Here is a 20,041-nt window from a genome sequence, read left to right as displayed (position 1 = left end):
TTTATTTAAAAGTTCAAAGTTTAAATAATAGTTATTTTATTCGTACCTCAGAAAAATTATCATTATTTGTTATTTAACCAATTTCCACTATAGAAATCTAAATAAGATTTGAACTTATACTTGAGAATATGATGACAAAATTCACTTTGATTCTTGTTACACGATTCTTAGATTAAAATTTAATTTATACTATAGAGATATTTTTACAATAATGAAGTGCATTTAAATATTTTGTATATAAGTCTCAGTGAAAAATTTTGAAAAGCTTAGAATTTTTGAATTGTTTGAGGTACGAGTTTTCAAAAATTCTTAGTCTTTTCTTAAATTTTTCTCCTAGACTTATCAAAATATTTAACAGTACTGAAGGTTGTAAAAATATCCTATGGTCAATTTAATATTTAACTTAGAAGCTTTATCTTACTGTTTCAAAATCTTCTTCCGCACATTCTCTCTCTTCTTTATCAAGCATGGCGTTTAACATTGACTCAACTAATTTTATTGCACCGTAATATCCAACTTTTGGAGTATATTGATGTCCATATCTGTCCATTACAGGGAATCCAAATCTAACAAACGGGATATCTTCTGCCCTAGCAATAAACTTACCATACGTATTTGAAATGAGAAGATCTACTCCTTCATTTTTTATAAGCTGGTGCATTTCAAAGAAATCACTGTTGGCTTTCGCAATTCCTTCTAAACCTGCTTCATCCATCATAGCTTTAATTTCCTTCTCAAATAATGATCCTGGAGTACCAGTTATGACATATTTAGGAATCATGCCCAAGGTTATGACAAATTGGGTAAGGGAAATGACCACATCTGGATCTCCAACTATAGCTACTTTTTTACCATTAAAGTACTGGGCACTATCAATCATCATGTCAAGAAGCTGTCCTCTTTCCTCCTCAAGTTCTGCTGATACTTCCTTACCTGTCAACCTAACTAAATTCATAAGTAAATCGTCCATGGCATCTATTCCAATAGGTGCCCTCAAGGTTTTATATGGAACCTTACACTTATTTTCAAGAGATTTTGCCGCAAGTTCTGAAGCATAATTTCCAAAGGCTACAGTAAAATCTGAATTTCCAGCATCAACTATGTCTTCAATTTTTGTTCCACCTTTAGGGTACATCTTATAATCCCCTGTATTTGGAGTATCAAATACTCCATTTGTATCAGGAAAAATTATATATGGAATATCCATAAGTTTAAAAATTCTCTTCATTTCTTTCATATCTGCAGGGCCTACAAATCCCGGTATTATATTAAATTTTCCATTTTTCTCTCCGTTACTTTTAGAAAGATATTGAACCATACCATTTACCATATTGGAAAATCCAGTAACATGGGAGCCAACATAACTGGGTGTATTGGCATGAATGACAAGTTTACCTTCAGGTATCTCCATCTCTCTTATATAAGTAGGTAAATCATCTCCTATAGTTTCTGACAAACATGTCGTATGAATAGCTATAATATCTGGATTATACATGGCAAATATATTTTTAACAGCTTTTTTTACATTAGCTCCTCCACCAAACACGCTAGCTCCTTCAGTAAATGAGCTTGTAGAAGCCATAGCAGGTTCTTTGAAATGTCTTGAAAGTACAGTTCTGTGATAAGAACAACATCCTTGTGAACCATGGCTGTGTGGAAGGCAATTATGAATTCCGAGAGCCGCATACATAGCACCAACAGGTTGACAGGTTTTAGCCGGATTTATTCGCAGCTGCTTTCTTTCTACTAATTCTTTTGGTGTTGCATCTAACATTACTGTTCACCTCCTACAACTTTTCCTTCCAATAAGGATTCTTTTTTCCAAGGTGGAGTTAAATACTTCCATGCCGGAGTATATATACCTCCTGCAAGTTCCCTTGCAAATATTATTGCTCCCTTAAATCCTGCATAAGGACCTGTATAATCATAAGAATGAAGCTGTCTTGACAAAACTCCCATTTTTTCAATAGCATATTTCTCTTTTATTCCTGTGAGGAACATATCAGGGTGAAGTTCCTTTATCAATTTTTCCATTTCATGTGCGTTCATGTCATCTATTATTACCGTATTTTCATCCATTTCTTTTTCCATTCCACCATAGTAAGCAAGAGGTACACCTTCTGACTTGAGGGCTTCTACCCTCTCTTTAGGTAAAGCCACATGATATTTTTCCTTGTCAGGATGTACAGTCAATTGGGGAATATTTTTGCTATCAGCATCAATCTTTATTGTAGGAATGACCTCCCTGCCTTCATAATCATCACGGTGGGCAAATTCATATCCTGCAAGAATGGTTTTTACCCCAAAATCTTTCAAAAGCACCTGATAAGTATGTGACCTTGATCCACCAACAAATAAACAAGCAAGTCTACCTTCAAGTTTTTCCCTATAATACTGCATATCTACTTGAATATCTGCAAGTTCTTCTTCAATGACTTCTTCAGTTTTTTTATACAAATATGGATCATCAAAAACTTTAGCTAAATCTCTTAAAGTATCAACAGTACCCTGTATACCTATAAAGTTACACTTAATCCACGGTATACCATACTTGGTCTCCATCATCTCTGCTATATAGTTTATGGATCTATGACACTGCACTAAGTTTACATCGGCGGTGTGGGCATTTTGAATACGTTCGTAACTCCCATCACCAGTAAGAGTTGCCACTACGTTATATCCTATTTTGTTTAAAATTCTTTCAATTTCCCAAGCATCTCCACCAATATTGTATTCACCTAATATATTTATGGAATATTTTTTATGCTCACCTTTTCCAGTACCAATGATCTCACTCATAACAGTATTGTTTGCTATATGATGTCCTGCAGATTGGGTTACTCCCTTATATCCTTCACAGCTAAAGGCAAGCACATTGATTCCATAAAGTTTTTTAGCTTCCTGTGCCACTGCATTTATATCATCACCTATAAGTCCAACAGGACATGTAGCATATATACCTATAGCTTTAGGATGAAAAATTTCAACTGCTTCTTTTATTGCCTGTCTAAGCTTTCCAACCCCACCAAAAACTATATCTTTTTCTTCCATATCTGTACCAAAAACATATTCCATGAAATTTTGGCTGCCTTTTTCACTTTTAGCTTTGTTTCTTCTTCCACCCCAGCTATAAAAAGAGCACCCTACAGGTCCGTGGGTTATATGAATCATATCTTTAATAGGACCCATGACAACACCCTTGCAGCCTGCATAACAGCATCCTCTAGATGTAATTACTCCAGGCACTGTCCTTATATTCGCTTCAATAACAGGTTTTGGATCTTCCTTTGTTTTTATAACTATATGTTTTTTTCGATTTTTATAGGTTTTAGCTGGATATGGCTCCAAAACTTCATCTACTATTTTATTTAGTTCTTTTCTCATAAAATCACATCCTTCCATAAAGATTAAACAGCTTCATCTCCAGTTTCTTCTGTCCTTATTCTCACAACATCAGTTACATCTATTACAAATATTTTTCCATCTCCAGGATTTCCTGTCCTATTTGCCTCTATTAAAGCATCAACAACCTTTTTTACTTCTTTATCTTTAGCCAGTACAATAATTAACCTCTTTGAAATTAATCTGTGCACTTCAGATATCTGCTCTGCAACTTTTTTATCTGAAAAATCCACCATATCGCTTCCAGATATATAATCTTGAATTATAGAAAAATCCACCTTTTTCTTACCACGCCCAACAACTTTTTTGCATGTAATAGATGGAAATCCAGCTGCAGCAAGGGCATCTTTTGTCTTGCCCACCATATCCATTCTAATAATAGCCATAACTTCTTTCACCTTACATGCCTCCTTATAATTCATTTGTACCCGAACTTATTGTATATACTTCCTCCACAGGAGTTACAAATATTTTTCCGTCTCCAAAAGCTCCTTTATTACCGGTTTTTGCACTTCTAGTAATGATTTTTATAATATCATCCTTATATTCATCTTTTACTACTATGAGCAGCATTTGTTTTGGTATTTCATCGTAAAATATTTCGCCTACTTTCACGCCTCTTTGTTTACCTCTGCCTACTACATCAAATTTGGTAACTGCCGGAAACCCAGCATCGCATAATTCTGATAGAACTTCTGGTGCTTTTTCAGGTCTAATAATAGCTTTTATCAATAACATATTGAATACCCTCCCCTTTTGTGTTACACTATAAAAAGTTAGAATTTGACCGATTCTGACTTATTTTTTGGGTATATCTCTTGGCGTTTCCATTCACAAACTAAGAGGTATACTCTAGTGTTTTTTGTTTTATTTTTAATATTCATTTTAATCCATCAACCCATGTTCCATAAGTATAGCTTCTAAATCGTCTTGTGCCATTGGCTTTGGTATTACAAACATGTCGTTTCCATCTATAGCTTTTGCAAGTGCCCTATATTCATCTGCTTGTTCAACTTCAGGACTAAACTCTATAACAGTCTGCTTATTTATTTCTGCTTTTTGAACATCATGACTTCTTGGTACAAAATAGATAAGTTGAGTTCCAAGTTTTTTTGCAAAAGCTTCAAGTAATTCCCTCTCATTTTCAACTTTTCTACTGTTGCATATAATGCCTCCTAATCTAACTCCACCACTGTTTGCAAATTTACTTATACCTTTTGATATGTTATTTGCCGCATACATGGCCATCATCTCACCACTAGCTACTATATATATTTCCTGTGCCTTGCCTTCACGTATTGGCATTGCAAAACCACCGCAGACAACATCACCTAGTACATCATAAAAAACATAATCCAAATCATCATCATAAGCGCCGAGTTGTTCAAGCATGTTAATTGAAGTTATAATACCTCTTCCAGCACATCCAACTCCAGGTTCAGGCCCACCTGATTCAACACATTTTATTCCACCATATCCTTTTTTTAATATTTCATCTAAGTCTACATCTTCTCCTTCTTCTCTCAAAGTATCAAGAACTGTCTTTTGTGCAAGTCCTCCTAGAAGTAATCTGGTTGAATCTGCTTTAGGGTCACATCCTACTACCATTATTTTTTTACCCATTTCTGCTAATCCTGCAGTTAAGTTTTGTGTAGTAGTAGATTTTCCAATACCACCTTTTCCATAAATAGCTACCTGTCTCATTTTACACTCACTCCTCACTTATAATTTTTTTATGACAATTATTGTTTAATAATTTATAAAAAATATATCATACCTTTTTAGAAAAATCAACATTTAAATTACTAATTTATTAAAAAATATACGTTGTAACCGATAACATTTTAAAATATAAGCATAAAAATTATGATTTTAATAATTACCCACTGATTGTTGTCAATAACTTATCATTTATGCTATATTTGTTTATACTATGTTATATAACTCTTCCCAATTAATTTTACTTCTTTAATATGTAGTTATATTATATAATGTTTGTATAAGGTGACAGGCACCGAATGGGGGCAAAAATATCCCACTATGGTGACAGGCACCATTGAAAGGAAGGATAATTTATGTTAGAAAATACGACCTTAACTCCACAGGAAGTTGCCGATATGCTAAAAATAGCTAAAAATACAGTATATGAATTGATTAAAAGAGGAGAATTAAACGGCTATAAAGTTGGCAAAAAAATTAGAGTTGATTTAAATGATGTAGAAAATTATAAAAATAAGACAAAACACACTACACAAAATGAATCCAGTGATGTTAAAGAAAATGATCTATCTTCTCCTGATATTTTTTATCCTACAAGAGATAATACAAATGGAGGCTTTATAATATGCGGACAGGATGTACTTCTCGATATTTTATCCAGGTACATAGAAATTCGCTGCCCCGGTACTAGAACTTTCCGCTCCTACGTAGGAAGTTACAGTGGACTTTTATCACTTTATATGGGAAAAATACAGGTAGCCACCGCTCATCTTTGGGATGGTGATTCCGATCAATATAATATACCCTTTGTAAGAAGATTAATTCCCGGAATTCCAACTGTAATAATTCATCTTGCTTGCAGAATGCAAGGCTTTTATGTAGCCAAAGGTAATCCTAAAAAATTTAAAGGTTTTGAGGATTTAAAGAGACCTGATATTACTATGATAAATAGGGAAAAAGGCTGTGGTACAAGAATCCTCTTAGATGAGCATCTTAGATTATTAAACATAAGTGGTAGTGATATAAAAGGTTATGCAAAAGAACATTTTTCTCACCTAGAAATAGCTAGTACTGTGGCTAGGGGTGATGCTGATGTAGGACTCGGAAATGAAAAAACAGCCCTTCAAGTTAATAATGTGGATTTTATACCTATTCAAAAAGAAAGATATGAATTGGTAATGAAGAAGGAAGACATAAATAAAGCTCCCTTTAACTCAATACTTGAAATACTCCGTTCAAATCAATTTAAATCAGAACTCCTAGGAATAGGCGGATATGATCTTACTGAAATGGGAAATATAATAGCAGAACTTTAAGGTTTACCGGCTGCAAATTATGCTTGTTCCCCTTAATTTTAAAATGGCACTGCTTCATTTATTATAATTGTGAACAAATTATAAATAATTTATAAAATTAATAAATTTTCTTTAAAAGAATATATAATAGCATTAACACTATAGGAAATAATTGGTGAATCGTCTATAGTATAGACATAAAATATAATACGGGGGGACATGTATAATGAAAATATCTTTGAAAAAAGCAACAACTGTTATTGTAGCATTTTTCATGCTGTTTTCTTCTTGTAATGTGGCATTTTCTAATGAAACTGCCTATGCAGCAGATACAAATGTTACAAGCTGTAACGAGATTGGAAAGACCTATTATGGATTCCAACTTACTTCAGTGAAGGATATGCCAAAAGTTAATTCTACTGTTATGCAGTTTACTCATGTAAAAACAGGTGCAAAACTAATGTATCTTAAAAACGATGATACCCAGAGAGTTTTTGATATCAGTTTTCGCACCCCTACTTCAGACAACAGTGGTGTAAATCATATTATTGAACACTCAGTTCTTGATGGCTCCAAAAATTATCCTGTAAAATCTCCATTTCAGCAAATGCTTAAGAGCTCCTTGGGTTCTTTCATCAATGCCATGACAGGTGCTGATTATACTACATTTCCTGCAGCAAGTACGAATGAGCAGGATCTTAAAAACCTTATGGGAGTATATTTGGATGCAGTATTTCTCCCAAATGTTACTACTGATCCTAATATATTTAAGCAGGAAGGTTGGAGGTATGATCTACCATCTAAGGACTCAGCTCTTTCAATTAACGGTGTTGTGTATAATGAAATGAAGGGTGACTATTCAAATCCTCAGTGGCTTTTACGTAATGCAGTAAATCAATCACTGTTTCCTGATACTTCTTATAAGTGGGATTCAGGTGGAAATCCAGAGAATATTCCTTCTCTTACAAGAGATCAGTTAATTTCAACTTACAAGAAAAACTATACACCATCAAACAGCTACATATATTTATATGGTAAATTAGATATAGGACAATATCTTCAATATATTGATCAAAATTACTTAAGCAAATTTGACAAAGTTAATGTAGATACTTCCGTTAAGGCCGAAAAATCATTGTCTAATATTCCTGATAAAATAGCTTCTTATCCTGTTCCTAAAGATGGAGACACAAAAAAGAAAACTTATCTCTCTTTAAATTTTGTTACAGGCGATATAGGCGATAAGGAAACAAATACAGCATTAACATTTTTGAATTATTTACTTATGGGAACAGACAATGCTCCTCTTAAAAAAGCACTTACAGAAAAGGGTATTGCAGAAAATGTAAGTTCTTCATTTAGTATGAATGGTATTCAGCCAGTATTTTCAATTAATGCAACTAATTCTGATGAATCTTCAAAAGAAGTTTTTGAAAAAACTATTTTTGATACTCTAAAGAATATTTCAAAAAATGGATTTGATAAAGATTTTCTTAAATCTGCCCTTGAGTCCTATGACATAAGCGATCGATCTGAAAAACTTACAACACCTATGCTTGGTGGAAACGGTCTTGTATTATCCCAGACTGCATTGTCCACATGGGTATATGATAAAGATCCTACCATGTACTTTGATACAAGTGACATAATGGAAAAGATAAAGAAATCGGATTCCAATAAATATTTTACAAGTTTAATTGACAAGTACCTGATTTCAAACAACTATCACTCAATGGTTGTATTAAAGCCTGAAGCCGGTCTTGAAAGTAAGACTACTGAAGCTACGGCTAAAAAACTTGCAGATTATAAAAATCAAATAGGAGAAACAGGTGTTAATTCACTTTTAAAAAATACCCAGGATTTTAATGCATGGCAAAAAAGTGGGGATTCAAAAGAAGCACTGGAAACTTTACCAAAGCTTTCACTTAAGGATATCAAACCCGAATTACCAAATTTAAGCTATAAGGTTGAAAGTCAATCAGGTATGAAAGTTCTTACCCATAATGCAGATTTAAATGGGCTTTCAAACATAAGCCTTTACTTTGATACGTCAAAGGTTCCACAAGATAAATTACATTATTTGAGCCTACTTTCATCTTTGCTTGGAAATGTAGATACTAAGGAACATAGTTATGATCAGCTTTCAAATGAAATGCTGCAGTATGTAGGAAGCACTATTTCTTTTACACCTTCAGCAGTATCAAGCAACAAGGATCCAAATAATTATAGTCCTAAACTAACTGTATCTCTATTAGCACCTGACGAGAATATTTCAAAATCTCTTGATTTAACTGAAGAAATTATAAATGACAGCCAGTTTACCAATAAGCAGAGAATAAAACAAATTATTGAGCAAAATAAGTCAGCCCTACAGGCAACTTTGACTTCAGGATCAGGTGCAGCTGCAATTATGCGAATGAGTTCCTATATGAGTGAAAGTGGAAGATACAGTGAAGAGCTTACAGGACTTTCCTATTATAAGTTCTTGCAAGACTTGGACAGCAACTTTGATTCAAAATGGGATGAGATCTCTAAAAACCTAAATGATATACGCAAACTTGCATTTAACAGAGATGATCTTATAGCAACTTATAGTGGAAATGAAAATACTTCTGAAACATTTAAAAATGAGTTAAGTAGTATAAGTCCTAAAATTAATTCTCAGGTACTTCCACAGCAAAAATATACTTTTGCACAGCCTGATAAAAATACAGCTTTTTCTTCTACTGCAAAAGTACAAACAATAATACAGGTTGGAGATTTTAAAAAAGCTGGCTATACCTATAGTGGAAAGATGATGGTACTGCAAAACGTATTAGACAACGGATATCTTTGGAATAAGGTAAGAACAACCGGCGGCGCCTATGGAGTCCAATCTGCATTATCACCTAATGGTGAAGTTATACTTGCATCAATGAGAGATCCAAACCTTAAAGAGACATTAGACGCCTTTCAAGGTACGGTAAACTACCTTAAAAACTTTCAGGCAACAGACAGCGAAATGACAAATTACATCATAGGAGCTATTAAAAGTTTTGTAAATTTAAAATCCAGTGGACCTCTCGAGGAAAGTTCTCTTTGTGATTCAATGTATCTTACAAATTCTTCTGTAAATGATCTTTTGAACTATGAGAAAGAGGCACTTTCAACTACACCAGATGATATAAGAAATTATGGAAATATGCTGGATCAAGTTCTAAAACAAAATATATACTTTGCAGAAGGTTCCGCAGATAAGATTGAACAAAACAAACAATTATTTAATGAGATTATAGATATGCAGAAATAAACTAAGGTGCCTGGCATCGAATGGGGTTGTAAATGTCCCACTCGGTGCCTGGCACCAATTTATTCTATTCCAGTTTTTATATTTTTTATGCAGGCTCTGTGTATGCCTTCTTTCTCCATGGCCTTCACTGTTTTTTCATAGTCATAAGTAAATTCTACAATAGAACTTTTTACATCCTCGCCCGGTTCCATTATGAGATAAGTTCCATTAGGTCTGCCTATCTTAGGTTTTCCAATACTTCCATCATTTAAGAGAATTTTATCACCATACTTCTTTCTATAAGGAATATGGGTGTGAGCACATATTAGAACATCTTCTTCTAGCACATCCATTGCTTCTTCTGCTTCTTTTGAATTTTCCTTTAAATATTCGTTTATGGATCTATTGCTTCCATGTACAAAATGAAATTTTTTACTTCCAAAATTAAGTACTATTTCTCCAGGAAGTGAGTTTAAATAATCCCTGTTTTCCTCTGATAGTTCTTCTGCCGCCCAAGGCATACAAAATTTATTGACTTCATTGTCTCTTATGTAATTAAATTTTTTCTCAAGCACTGCTGCATCGTAGTTGCCAAGTATATTTAATATGTGCTTTTCTCTTACAAGCTGAATTACTTCATTAGGATAAGGTCCATATCCTACCAAGTCTCCAAGACATATGATAGTGTCAATGCTTTTTTTTTCTATATCACAAAGTGCTGCTTTAAGTGCTTCCAGATTTCCGTGTATATCGGAAATAATTGCTATCTTCATAGTTCATCATTCCTTTCTCTTTGGTGCCTGGCACCGAATGGGGTTGTAAATGTCCCGCTCGGTGCCAGGCACCTAGTGGGATAAATTTTTATATCTATCACAAAATATACTGAGGTGATTTCATTGAAAAAAAGTTTTTTATCAAGTTTGATATTATGTTTTGTATTGTCTACAGGCGCAGTTCACGCACAATCGTCAACTTATACCGTAGTATCTGGAGATACCATGTGGAAAATTGCAGTAAAAAACCAAGTGGGAATAAGTGAGCTCATATCTGCCAATCCGCAGATTGCAAATCCTGCCATGATAATACCAGGACAAAAGATATCTATTCCAAATATAGATGTGAAAACAATGGAAAATCAAGTTATAAGCCTGGTAAATCAAGCAAGAGTAAATGCAGGATTACAACCATTTACAACAAATTGGGAACTATCAAGAGTGGCCAGATACAAATCTCAAGATATGGCTAACAAAGGATATTTTGACCACACATCTCCTACCTACGGTTCACCTTTTACCATGATGCAAAATTTCGGCATAAAATTTACTGCTGCTGGCGAAAATATTGCCATGGGACAAAGAACTGCACAGGAGGTAATGAATTCCTGGATGAACTCTCCAGGACATAGATCCAATATTTTAAACCCAAGTTTTAATCAAATAGGAGTTGGTCTCGCTAAAAATTCTAATGGAACATGTTATTGGACCCAGCAATTTATAAAGTCCTATTAAGCAATAGATGCCTGTCACCGCATTGGAATATTTTTATCCCGCTTGGCGGCAGGCACTTATTCCTAAATCACTTATTAAATTATAAAGAGCATCAGATTTATGTTTATTTAATCCAAATTGTTTCGATAAAGTATCTACTATATCTTGTTTTCTAGCTGGATCAAGTAAATCTTTAGGATCTATATGCAAGTACTTCAATATAGCAGCCATTAAATGTTTTCCAATTCCAAAGAAACCTGCCAATCTTTCAACAGCAACGTCAACTCTTTTGTCTAAGTCTTCCTTTAAACTTTCATTCAATTCTTCAACAGAACAAATATTAGATGAACAAGTATTGCACTTAATAGCTCTGTTAAAAATATTAGCAAAAGATTCTCCATTTGATTTTGACACAGCATTCGATACCCTATTTCTGTTAACTTCATTATTTAAAGATAAAATATTAATGTAATTTTTCATATATCAAAGCCTTCTTTTTTCAAAATAAACATCAAATAATATATGTTTAATATATATTATATCATATATGTTATCAGAAATTGTTATACTATTCCATATAGTCGTTTAAATTTATGCATCCATATCTAAACTATCACCTGTCACCCTAGTGGGATTTATACTTCACCAAAATTTCTGTCACCTTATTGCACTTTCCACGTACATTCTATATAATTCTCTCTTTCCGCTCTGAATGAAATAAGAAAGTATTCTATCCGAATTAATTAGTTTTTCTTTTCTTTTACCTAATATATTTCATCTTGTCTTTTTCCCATATTATCTAATTTTTCCAAAACAAATTGAAACATTTGCTTTGTTTCATTATCCAAGTTTCTCACCGACAATAAGGATACTGTTTTTATATTATGACATCTATAATTTTATATTTCAACCTCTAAAATATAATATAAGATCTTTATCAGATATTTGCTACAAAAAAGAGAATACCCTCAAGGGATACTCTCCATATTGATTTGACTATTTAATTTTTCAGCCAGAGTAGGACCCAGCAATTTTTATGACTTAAAGACATTTTAAGATATGTCAGTACAATTTTATCCGTTCATTTATTTAGTAAAGAGAACAAGTAATACCTGTCCTCTTTACCTTATTTACATATATTAAGTAAGATTAGTTAGTACCAACTCCATCGAAATTAATTGTTCTAATATTTATATCATCACTTGATGGTTTATAAGTAGCATAATTATCATCTTGATCTTGTATTGTTCTAACTGTAACTGTATCCTTAGCATTTACTGTAAATACGCTACCAGTTTTGAAGTACTTTTGATACATATCTTTAGAAACATTGTCAGCACTAGTATCAAAAGTAAATCTAATAGTATTGCCACTAACATATACTGCCTTAGCCTTCAAAGGTTGGCCATCAACATTTGATGTGAATGTAAAACCATCCTTACTTATTCCACTCTGAGGATCAATTGGGGTATCAAACGTAACATCAATAAATCCATCACCAGCAGTACCAACACCAGTAAGATTATCATTAGTATCACCAACAACACCTGTTCTCCAATCCTTAGCTATAGTCTTTGGTGCAGCATTATAATCATAAGCAACAACAGCAGTACCACCTGCAACAGTCATTGAAGCTATTGATTGACCAGCCACATCTATTGTATTAGTAGAAACTGTAGTAATTTTTGCACCTAATCCTGCATATTTAACAGCATTAATTTTAGTTGTATCACGTCCTGCATAACCATATCCAGTATCAGTAGCAGCAACTATAGGATCATTTTTAGTAAATCTTAATACTACATTATCTCCACTAAGTGATCCTGTGCTTGGCTCTACACCATTTACTCTGAAGTCCGTATAATCTAACTTATCTATAGTATCAGTATAAGTACTGCCATCTACATTAGTACCTATATATTTAAATTTAACTGTTAAATCATTTCCATCATAATCGAATGAAACTGATTTAGAATCAATAGTAGGAAGGTTAGTATTTACTGCCAATGTACCTGATTGATAAGATACACTTAAAGCATTACCATTAACATCTTTAACCCCAACTACTGCTAATTCCTTAATTTTATTCTCATTACTAGCAGGATCACTAAGGTTAGTTGTATAACTACTTGGGAATTTTATAGTAGCACTCTTATTATTAGAGCCTGCTGAAATAGTAGTTCCACTTGGTAATGCTATAAAATCAGCATCTGAGGAATTATCCTTAAATTTATAGTTAGAAACATCATCTATTGAACTTGAATCCATTTCTTTATTAAAATATACAACAACTTTTCTTTGTGGGTCTTCTCCAGCAGCTGCTTTGTATGCTCCTGTGACAGTTGGTGCTACATCACCATATCCATCAAACGTAGTAGTGTAATCAGGCATAGTATTTGGTGTTGATGCTATATCTCTAATATTTTTAATTGTTATACTATACTTAGAATCACTTAACTTATTTGCCATATGAATGTCAAATACACTTGCTGAAGTATCACTAGATGACCCACCTGGTACAGTAATTGTTCCATCACTATTTCCTATTTGGCTAGATATATCAGTACCACTGTTATCTTTTATTTTGTAATTAGATGTATTTTTACCTGACTGAATGTTTATATCCTTATTGTATTTAACACGAATCGTCTTATCATCTAATGTAGCTACTGATGATACAGCAGGCTTAACAGTATCTTGAGTTAAAGTAACATCTTTTCTTGTATCATCAGGAATATAATTTCCATATGCATCTTTTACATTATTATCAATATATACTGTATTTGAACCTGTTTTAAGTGTAACATTGCTTATTTTAACTTGAGTATCATCTTTCTTAAGCTCTACAGAATTAGCTGGCGGATTATTATTATCGCCATTTATTCCATAATTAGATACATCAGTAGCTGTTTTAGCATCCATTGGTCTATCAAAATTAATATATATTTTTCCACTATCTTCTGCAGTTATGCTTGTAATTTGTGGTGCAGTGGTTAAAGTATCAACATTGAAATTCTGTGTAGAATCTTTAAATGGAAATCCAGCAACATCGGATAATTTCCCTGTAACACCATTACTAGCTTGGTCACCATCTGATACCTCTAGTGTATTATTTCCTGTTGGAAGTGATGATGTAAAATAAAACTCAATCTTATTTGCCCAAACTTCTCCAGCATTTATTCCTGTAACATAGTCATCAATTTTGCTTATACTTGTATCTAATCCAAAACTAGTTATATTTTTACCATTTATTTTAAACTTACTTGCTATTTGACTTACGCTCGTACTTGAAAAATTAACTGGTTCTGAAAACTCAACTGTTAATTTATTATTTCCTCTAGCTTGTACTGAGGATATTGTAGGAGCTGTAGTATCATTAAAGCTTACTTTTTGAGTGCACTCAGGAATAGTGGTAGACTTATCACTAGACAATATTCCTTTTTTTACCGTTAAATCTAAGTTATCCCCTTGTTTCTTTGATTTTGCAAGAGTAATTAAAACTGTCTTGTTATCATCCTGGAGTGTTGCTTTTGCACTATTTGCATCCGCAGTACCACCACCATCTTTTGTTCCTTTATTATTTAACTGTACATTATCAATTTTATAGTTAGATACTTCCTCAGCTGTATCTGAATCAACTTCCTGATTGAATACAACTTTAACTTGATTTAAATCAACATCACTTACAGAAGAAACTTCTGGATCGACAGGACCAACTGGAGTTCCAGTAATTTCGCTGATTATTGAATCAGGAACAACGCTTGTTCCACCTATTACATCTATTTCCTTTGCATTTTCACTCTTAATATAAGCTACAGCATTATTAGTTGCATCTGTACCATCTTTGTCAACTAATACTAATGGTGCAGTATATTTTCCAGCTACTGCGGAAGCAACTAATGCATCTGCATAAAGATTATCTGGATCTGCTGCGCTTGCGTTTGCTATATATAATTTGTCAGCCTTTAAATCACTGCTGAATGCCTTTAATACAGCTAAGTTAGTGTCAAATCTGCTTGATCCACCATTTACTCTAGTTGCTGTTGATCCAAAAGCATTCTTTATTGCATCGCTTATAACATTTGAAGTTCCAACAATTGTAGCTGTTGACTTATTGTCTTTTACAAAATCAATTGCTCCTTGAGATGAAGCTTGATCATTATTTGCTAATAATAAGATTTGTCCCTTTGCTGCTGCTACTGGTGCTACAGAAAGTGCATCTGCAAATCCTTGTCCACCAACTACCATAACGTTGCTAGGGCTAACTCCTAATGTAACTAATTCTTTAGCTACTGCTATGTTAGTTTCATATCTGTTTTGTCCGCCTAACTCTGTTAAAGTATAGTTAGCTTTAAGACCATCTCTTATGCTCTGTGAAATTGAAGCAGTTCCTCCAATAACATATACATTCTTTGGCTTTAATGTGTTTAATGCACTTTGTGCATCTGAGTTAAGTGTATTTCCTGTAGTTAAAAGTATAGGTGCGTTTAATTTTTTAGCTAATGCGGAAGCACTTACTGCATCTGCATATCCTTCACCTGATACTAATACAACACTGTCTGAAGTTGTCCAGTTTGTTGTAGCAACCTTTGCAGCTGTTGCATATCTGTCTCCACCACTTACCCTTGTTGGCTGTACTTGTGATGCTGCTTTAACAGGACCTGCTGATAAAGCTGTAGTTAACACTAAGGACATAAGTGTAGCACTTGCAAGTGCCTTTGTACTTTTCTTACTCATATTGTAATACCCTCCTCGATTAAGTGAATTTTAATTAAAATTCTTTATATATATATATATATTTTAAATATATACTTTCTTAAAATGTATTTCCATGCGGTTAAGTGCTATTTAAGTAATTTTTACAATTATGTATGCATTCTTTTACAATCCCATTCCTTTACACTTATACTGCTTGGTCAACATTTATGAAACAGACCTTATTATACCACATATAAACTACACATTCTACTAATTTTGTGCAATCTTACGCGATTTTTCATAAAATTTTAATACTTATATAACAATAGTAACAAATTCATCCTCTATTATATCATAATAAATCCATAATTTCTACGGTTTACACCTTATGATAAAGGATTTATGAATTACTATTAATAAGATATGATTCAATTATACAACATCATTTCTAGTTTTTCCATACTTTATGTCGTAGTAATTTACGGCTATATGGGAAATATATTCCTATTATATGTTTGGAAATTAATAATCTCGTTTAATTATACTTCTAGCACTTATATATTATTCTACACAATCTATAAAAATCCTTTTTTTCAATTTATAATTCACAATTCACAGTTCACAACTTTTTTGAGTGAAGGTTTCTAAAAAAGGTTCAGGGTTCAAATACAAATAAACATAGTCATTTACTATACAAATGACCATGTTTATAAATAAATGCCTATATAAAAAAAAGAGCCCAAAGGCTCTTTTTTACTCAATTCCTATGATTTGCAAATCATCAGTGCTTTGAAGAGTATTTTGTATGTCCTGGGAAACAACATCTGTTCCACCAACTATTACTACATTTGAATTATCCTTAGCATTTGCAAATATATAACTATTAGCATCTATTACCTGTGACTGTCCTGCTCCTAAACCTGTTAAAATAACTGGTGAACCAGTTTTTGCTGCTGCAGCGGATGCTACAAGGGCATCTGCAAATTGATCTTCTGCCGCTCCACCTGCTGCTACATATATAGTACTGAAATCCAAACCACCATTATTTTTAAAGTAATTTAGAACAGCTAAGTTTGTAGCAAATCTATTGGCACAATCTGCATCGCTTGTAACTTTAGTTCCACCTACGGAAGTTACTACATCTTGTGGTAAAACCCCACTACCACCTACTGCTTGTATAGTTAATCCTTTGGAAGTTATTACATCTTTAACTATAGGTGCTACTTGAGTTTTAGATGCAAACAATACAGGATATCCCTTTTGAGCTGCAATTGAAGCTACTGAAAGTGAATCTGCATATCCATCCTGTCCATTTACCAGTATTGCATTTTTCTGATTGCTCATACTAAGAACTTTTTTTGCAACTTCCGCATTAGTTCCCATTCTAGTATTGTCTGTAACACCAGCTATACGTTCTACATCATATTTATTTTTTAAAGTATTCTCTACATCTGTAGATACAACTCCTGTACCTCCAACTATATATACCTTTGTTGCTCCCAAACTGCTTATAGTTGAATCAACTTCAGATTCCAAAGTATCTCCATGAGTTAAAAGTATTGGGGCATTAAGCTGCTTTGCAAGCGGCGTAGCACTTACTGCATCTGCATATCCGTATCCATTTACCAATATTACATTTTGAGATTTACTAAACAAATCTAAAGCTACTTTATTGGCAGTACCTATTCTTCCTCCGGTCCCACCATCTGTTCTCTTTACTGTAGCAGCTTGTACATTTGCAGTGCCTAAAGTGACTGATAGTACAAGGGCAGTCAATATAGGGCTTAAAAACCTTCTCTTTTTCAACATTAGTTTACCTCTCCTTCAATTAATTATTAACATATATAAATTAATTATATAACAATAGCAGCTTTTTTTATAGACAATATAAAACTTTTTGGCAGATATATTACTATTCCTAAATACTGGTTGTAACTTTTTAGTGCCTTTTTAAATACACTAATATTGTAAGCAAAATATACGAGGTGAAATCATGGCATTTTCATATAGAGAGCTGCTGGCTAGGATTATAAAATGTGAAGCAGGTGGTGAAGGGGAAAATGGTATGAAAGCAGTGGCAACTACCATTATGAATAGAGTTAGAGTTCCCTATGGGGAATATCAGAGAATTGGTCAAGGCGACCTTAGAAAAGTACTTTATCAAAAAGGACAATTTGACTGTATGCGTACTGAACTAGGGGGCGCTCCCAATCCTCAAAATATCTGGTCAACAGTGCCTGAAGAAATACACTATGACATAGCAGACTGGGCACTTGCAGGCAACAGATTATTTACTGCAGGCTACTCTCTCTGGTACTTCAATCCCTTTGCCCCATGCCCGTGGACTTTCCCTTACACTGGCACAGGAAGTTTTCAAGTAAAAGTAGGAAATCACTGCTTTTACAATCCAACAGAACTATATGCTAAAACTTGATTATTAATAAATATGGAGGTATTTTAATGATTTCAAATTATCCCAATTACTTTAGAACTATGCCCATGACTCCTGAACCCGAACCAGAAATGCCTGAATTTGACTCCAGTGATGAAATTCGACAAACACCAATGCCATCTCCTCCACCAACGCCATCCCCTAGTCCTTTTGAAATGGCTCCAGGTTCTCCAGTACAGCAGGACACTAATTACACTCAAGGTTACTTAAGAACCCAAATAGGTAAAAGAGTAAGAGTAACTTTCCTTTTGGGTACAGGAACACTCCAGGATCGTGCAGGAACATTGGACAGTGTGGGAATTAGCTATATAATAATAAGAAATGAAGAGACAAATACAAGAGAGCTAGCAGACATATATTCTGTAAAATTTGTGACTATTTTTGACTAGAATTTCTTCAATTCACAGTTCACAATTTTTTAGTGTAAAAAATAAAGAGTTCCTTTTCATAGGATCTCTTTATTTTTCATCATCAATTTCTTCTATTTCAAATTTATCAAATTCAAATTCATCTATAAAATTATCTGAATTAAAAGATGTCTTACTTCTCCTATTATATTCTTCCAAGTTAGCAGGAAGCCAGTAAGGCTTTTCAATGTCAAATTTCCTGCATAATTCCAGAATACAACTTTTTAAATTTTCCTGATAATTTTCTCCGCCCTCTAATGCAACTACTTCATCTTTTACTATTTTATTGTGCTTAACTAACTTTCCCCATATTTTCAGCATTTTACACACCCTTCAATAACTGACAATTGACAGTTGATAGCTCACAATTTTTTTAATTTTCGTCTTTCAATTATTAACTATTTCTTTCATAAGATTCTATAAATGAATGTTTTTCTCCATCTTTTTCCCAGCCTAATATAGAATCTATATTTACATTTTCAGTGGCATGGAAAATTAATTTATCTATATCCTTATTAAAATCCTTTTTCAACTTCTTTATCATATCCTTAATTTCATAACGCTTATTTCCTATTCTTTTTGCTGCAACCATACAGGCACAATTGAGAGGCCATATACCACTTGATTGTATAAAGCGTTCAATATAAGATTCTTCTACATAATAAAGAGGTCTTATAAGTTCTATTCCTTCATAATTTTGAGATCTTAGCTTTGGCATCATGGTTTTAAAACTTCCCGAATAAAATATATTTAAAAGAGTTGTTTCTATAACATCATTAAAGTGGTGCCCAAGTGCAAGCTTATTGCAGCCAAGTTCTTTTGCTTTAGAATACAGTGCACCTCTACGCATTTTTGCACACATATAACAAGGATAATCTTTTGCGATATTATCTACTACATTAAATATACCGGATTCAAAAATGTGCACTGGAATATTTAAATACTCACAATTACTAATTAAAAGCTTTTTTATATCTTCATGATACCCTGGGTCCATAGCAATAAATTCTAAATTAAAATTTACTTTCCAATGCTTTTGAAGTTCTTGGAACAATTTAGCCATTGTCAAGCTATCTTTTCCACCAGACACTGCTACTGCAACTTTATCTCCTTCTTCTACTAGCTTAAACTCACTTATTGCCCTTACAAATTTAGACCATATATGCTTTCTATATCTTTTTGTAATACTATGTTCTATCTCTTTTAAGGGCTTTCTTTCATTAAAAGGAACTAATATATCACATCCAGTTCCTGCAATTTCATCCATACTATCACCGCCTTTTTACCACAACAATTATAACATTTATAATTTG

The 20,041-nt window shown here is 33.3% G+C and carries 16 protein-coding genes; 5 read left to right on the top strand and 11 right to left on the bottom strand.

What is annotated here, in order from left to right; translation table 11 throughout:
• Nucleotides 1–412: 412 nt before the first annotated feature.
• The 5 genes from nifK to nifH form a co-directional block, all read right to left on the bottom strand.
• Nucleotides 413–1,774, bottom strand: coding sequence for a nitrogenase molybdenum-iron protein subunit beta (gene nifK / locus CLJU_RS02420; protein ID WP_013237176.1), 1,362 nt, complete (start codon nt 1,772–1,774; stop codon nt 413–415).
• The gene (gene nifD, locus CLJU_RS02415; RefSeq protein WP_013237175.1) at nt 1,774–3,384 is read right to left on the bottom strand and encodes a nitrogenase molybdenum-iron protein alpha chain; all 1,611 of its coding nucleotides are present in this window, start codon (nt 3,382–3,384) and stop codon (nt 1,774–1,776) included. Before nifD ends, nifK begins: the two co-directional genes overlap by 1 nt.
• A gap of 23 nt (nt 3,385–3,407) precedes the next feature.
• A complete protein-coding gene (locus CLJU_RS02410; protein ID WP_013237174.1) occupies nt 3,408–3,800 on the bottom strand; it encodes a P-II family nitrogen regulator in 393 nt (130 codons plus the stop codon).
• A 13-nt stretch (nt 3,801–3,813) separates the two neighbouring features.
• On the bottom strand, nt 3,814–4,140 hold the full coding sequence (locus CLJU_RS02405) for a P-II family nitrogen regulator (protein WP_013237173.1): 327 nt from the start codon (nt 4,138–4,140) through the stop codon (nt 3,814–3,816).
• 147 nt (nt 4,141–4,287) lie between these two features.
• Entirely contained in the window at nt 4,288–5,106 is an 819-nt protein-coding gene (gene nifH / locus CLJU_RS02400) for a nitrogenase iron protein (protein WP_013237172.1), read from the bottom strand.
• Nucleotides 5,107–5,477: 371 nt separating this feature from the next.
• Here nifH and CLJU_RS02395 point away from each other — a divergent pair, with 371 nt between their 5' ends.
• Together CLJU_RS02395 and CLJU_RS02390 are read left to right on the top strand one after the other, a co-directional pair.
• On the top strand, nt 5,478–6,437 hold the full coding sequence (locus CLJU_RS02395) for a helix-turn-helix transcriptional regulator (RefSeq protein WP_013237171.1): 960 nt from the start codon (nt 5,478–5,480) through the stop codon (nt 6,435–6,437).
• Between the two features lie 205 nt (nt 6,438–6,642).
• On the top strand, nt 6,643–9,705 hold the full coding sequence (locus tag CLJU_RS02390) for an insulinase family protein (protein ID WP_013237170.1): 3,063 nt from the start codon (nt 6,643–6,645) through the stop codon (nt 9,703–9,705).
• A 59-nt stretch (nt 9,706–9,764) separates the two neighbouring features.
• On the opposite strand, the gene CLJU_RS02385 is transcribed toward CLJU_RS02390, so the two are convergent.
• Entirely contained in the window at nt 9,765–10,457 is a 693-nt protein-coding gene (locus CLJU_RS02385; RefSeq protein ID WP_013237169.1) for a metallophosphoesterase family protein, read from the bottom strand.
• A 123-nt stretch (nt 10,458–10,580) separates the two neighbouring features.
• On the opposite strand from CLJU_RS02385, the gene safA reads away from it, so the two are divergent.
• Complete coding sequence (gene safA / locus CLJU_RS02380; protein ID WP_013237168.1) at nt 10,581–11,192, top strand: SafA/ExsA family spore coat assembly protein; 612 nt, start codon at nt 10,581–10,583, stop codon at nt 11,190–11,192.
• A gap of 33 nt (nt 11,193–11,225) precedes the next feature.
• Here the strand turns inward: safA and CLJU_RS02375 are convergent, their stop codons facing one another.
• The 3 genes from CLJU_RS02375 to CLJU_RS02365 all read right to left on the bottom strand — a co-directional run bounded on the left by CLJU_RS02375 (nt 11,226) and on the right by CLJU_RS02365 (nt 17,678).
• Nucleotides 11,226–11,651 (bottom strand): hypothetical protein, encoded by a 426-nt coding sequence (locus CLJU_RS02375; protein ID WP_013237167.1) that lies wholly within the window; start codon nt 11,649–11,651, stop codon nt 11,226–11,228.
• A gap of 669 nt (nt 11,652–12,320) precedes the next feature.
• Nucleotides 12,321–15,908 carry a cell wall-binding repeat-containing protein gene (locus tag CLJU_RS02370; RefSeq protein WP_013237166.1) on the bottom strand — a complete coding sequence of 1,196 codons (3,588 nt, stop codon included), beginning with the start codon at nt 15,906–15,908 and terminating at the stop codon, nt 12,321–12,323.
• A 714-nt stretch (nt 15,909–16,622) separates the two neighbouring features.
• Nucleotides 16,623–17,678, bottom strand: coding sequence for a cell wall-binding repeat-containing protein (locus CLJU_RS02365; RefSeq protein ID WP_013237165.1), 1,056 nt, complete (start codon nt 17,676–17,678; stop codon nt 16,623–16,625).
• 184 nt (nt 17,679–17,862) lie between these two features.
• On the opposite strand from CLJU_RS02365, the gene CLJU_RS02360 reads away from it, so the two are divergent.
• Nucleotides 17,863–18,303 (top strand): cell wall hydrolase, encoded by a 441-nt coding sequence (locus CLJU_RS02360; protein ID WP_013237164.1) that lies wholly within the window; start codon nt 17,863–17,865, stop codon nt 18,301–18,303.
• Nucleotides 18,304–18,329: 26 nt separating this feature from the next.
• Nucleotides 18,330–18,710 carry a hypothetical protein gene (locus tag CLJU_RS02355; RefSeq protein ID WP_013237163.1) on the top strand — a complete coding sequence of 127 codons (381 nt, stop codon included), beginning with the start codon at nt 18,330–18,332 and terminating at the stop codon, nt 18,708–18,710.
• Nucleotides 18,711–18,779: 69 nt separating this feature from the next.
• Here CLJU_RS02355 and CLJU_RS02350 read toward each other — a convergent pair whose 3' ends face one another.
• On the bottom strand, nt 18,780–19,049 hold the full coding sequence (locus tag CLJU_RS02350; protein WP_013237162.1) for a hypothetical protein: 270 nt from the start codon (nt 19,047–19,049) through the stop codon (nt 18,780–18,782).
• A gap of 73 nt (nt 19,050–19,122) precedes the next feature.
• Nucleotides 19,123–19,995 carry a tRNA 2-thiocytidine(32) synthetase TtcA gene (locus tag CLJU_RS02345; RefSeq protein WP_013237161.1) on the bottom strand — a complete coding sequence of 291 codons (873 nt, stop codon included), beginning with the start codon at nt 19,993–19,995 and terminating at the stop codon, nt 19,123–19,125.
• Nucleotides 19,996–20,041 lie beyond the last annotated feature (46 nt).

The sequence above is a fragment of the Clostridium ljungdahlii DSM 13528 genome, from assembly GCF_000143685.1.
In the GTDB taxonomy this organism is placed as follows: domain Bacteria; phylum Bacillota; class Clostridia; order Clostridiales; family Clostridiaceae; genus Clostridium_B; species Clostridium_B ljungdahlii.
The sequence above is the reverse complement of the archived record's forward strand: the minus strand, read 5'-3'. Positions and strand labels throughout refer to the sequence as shown.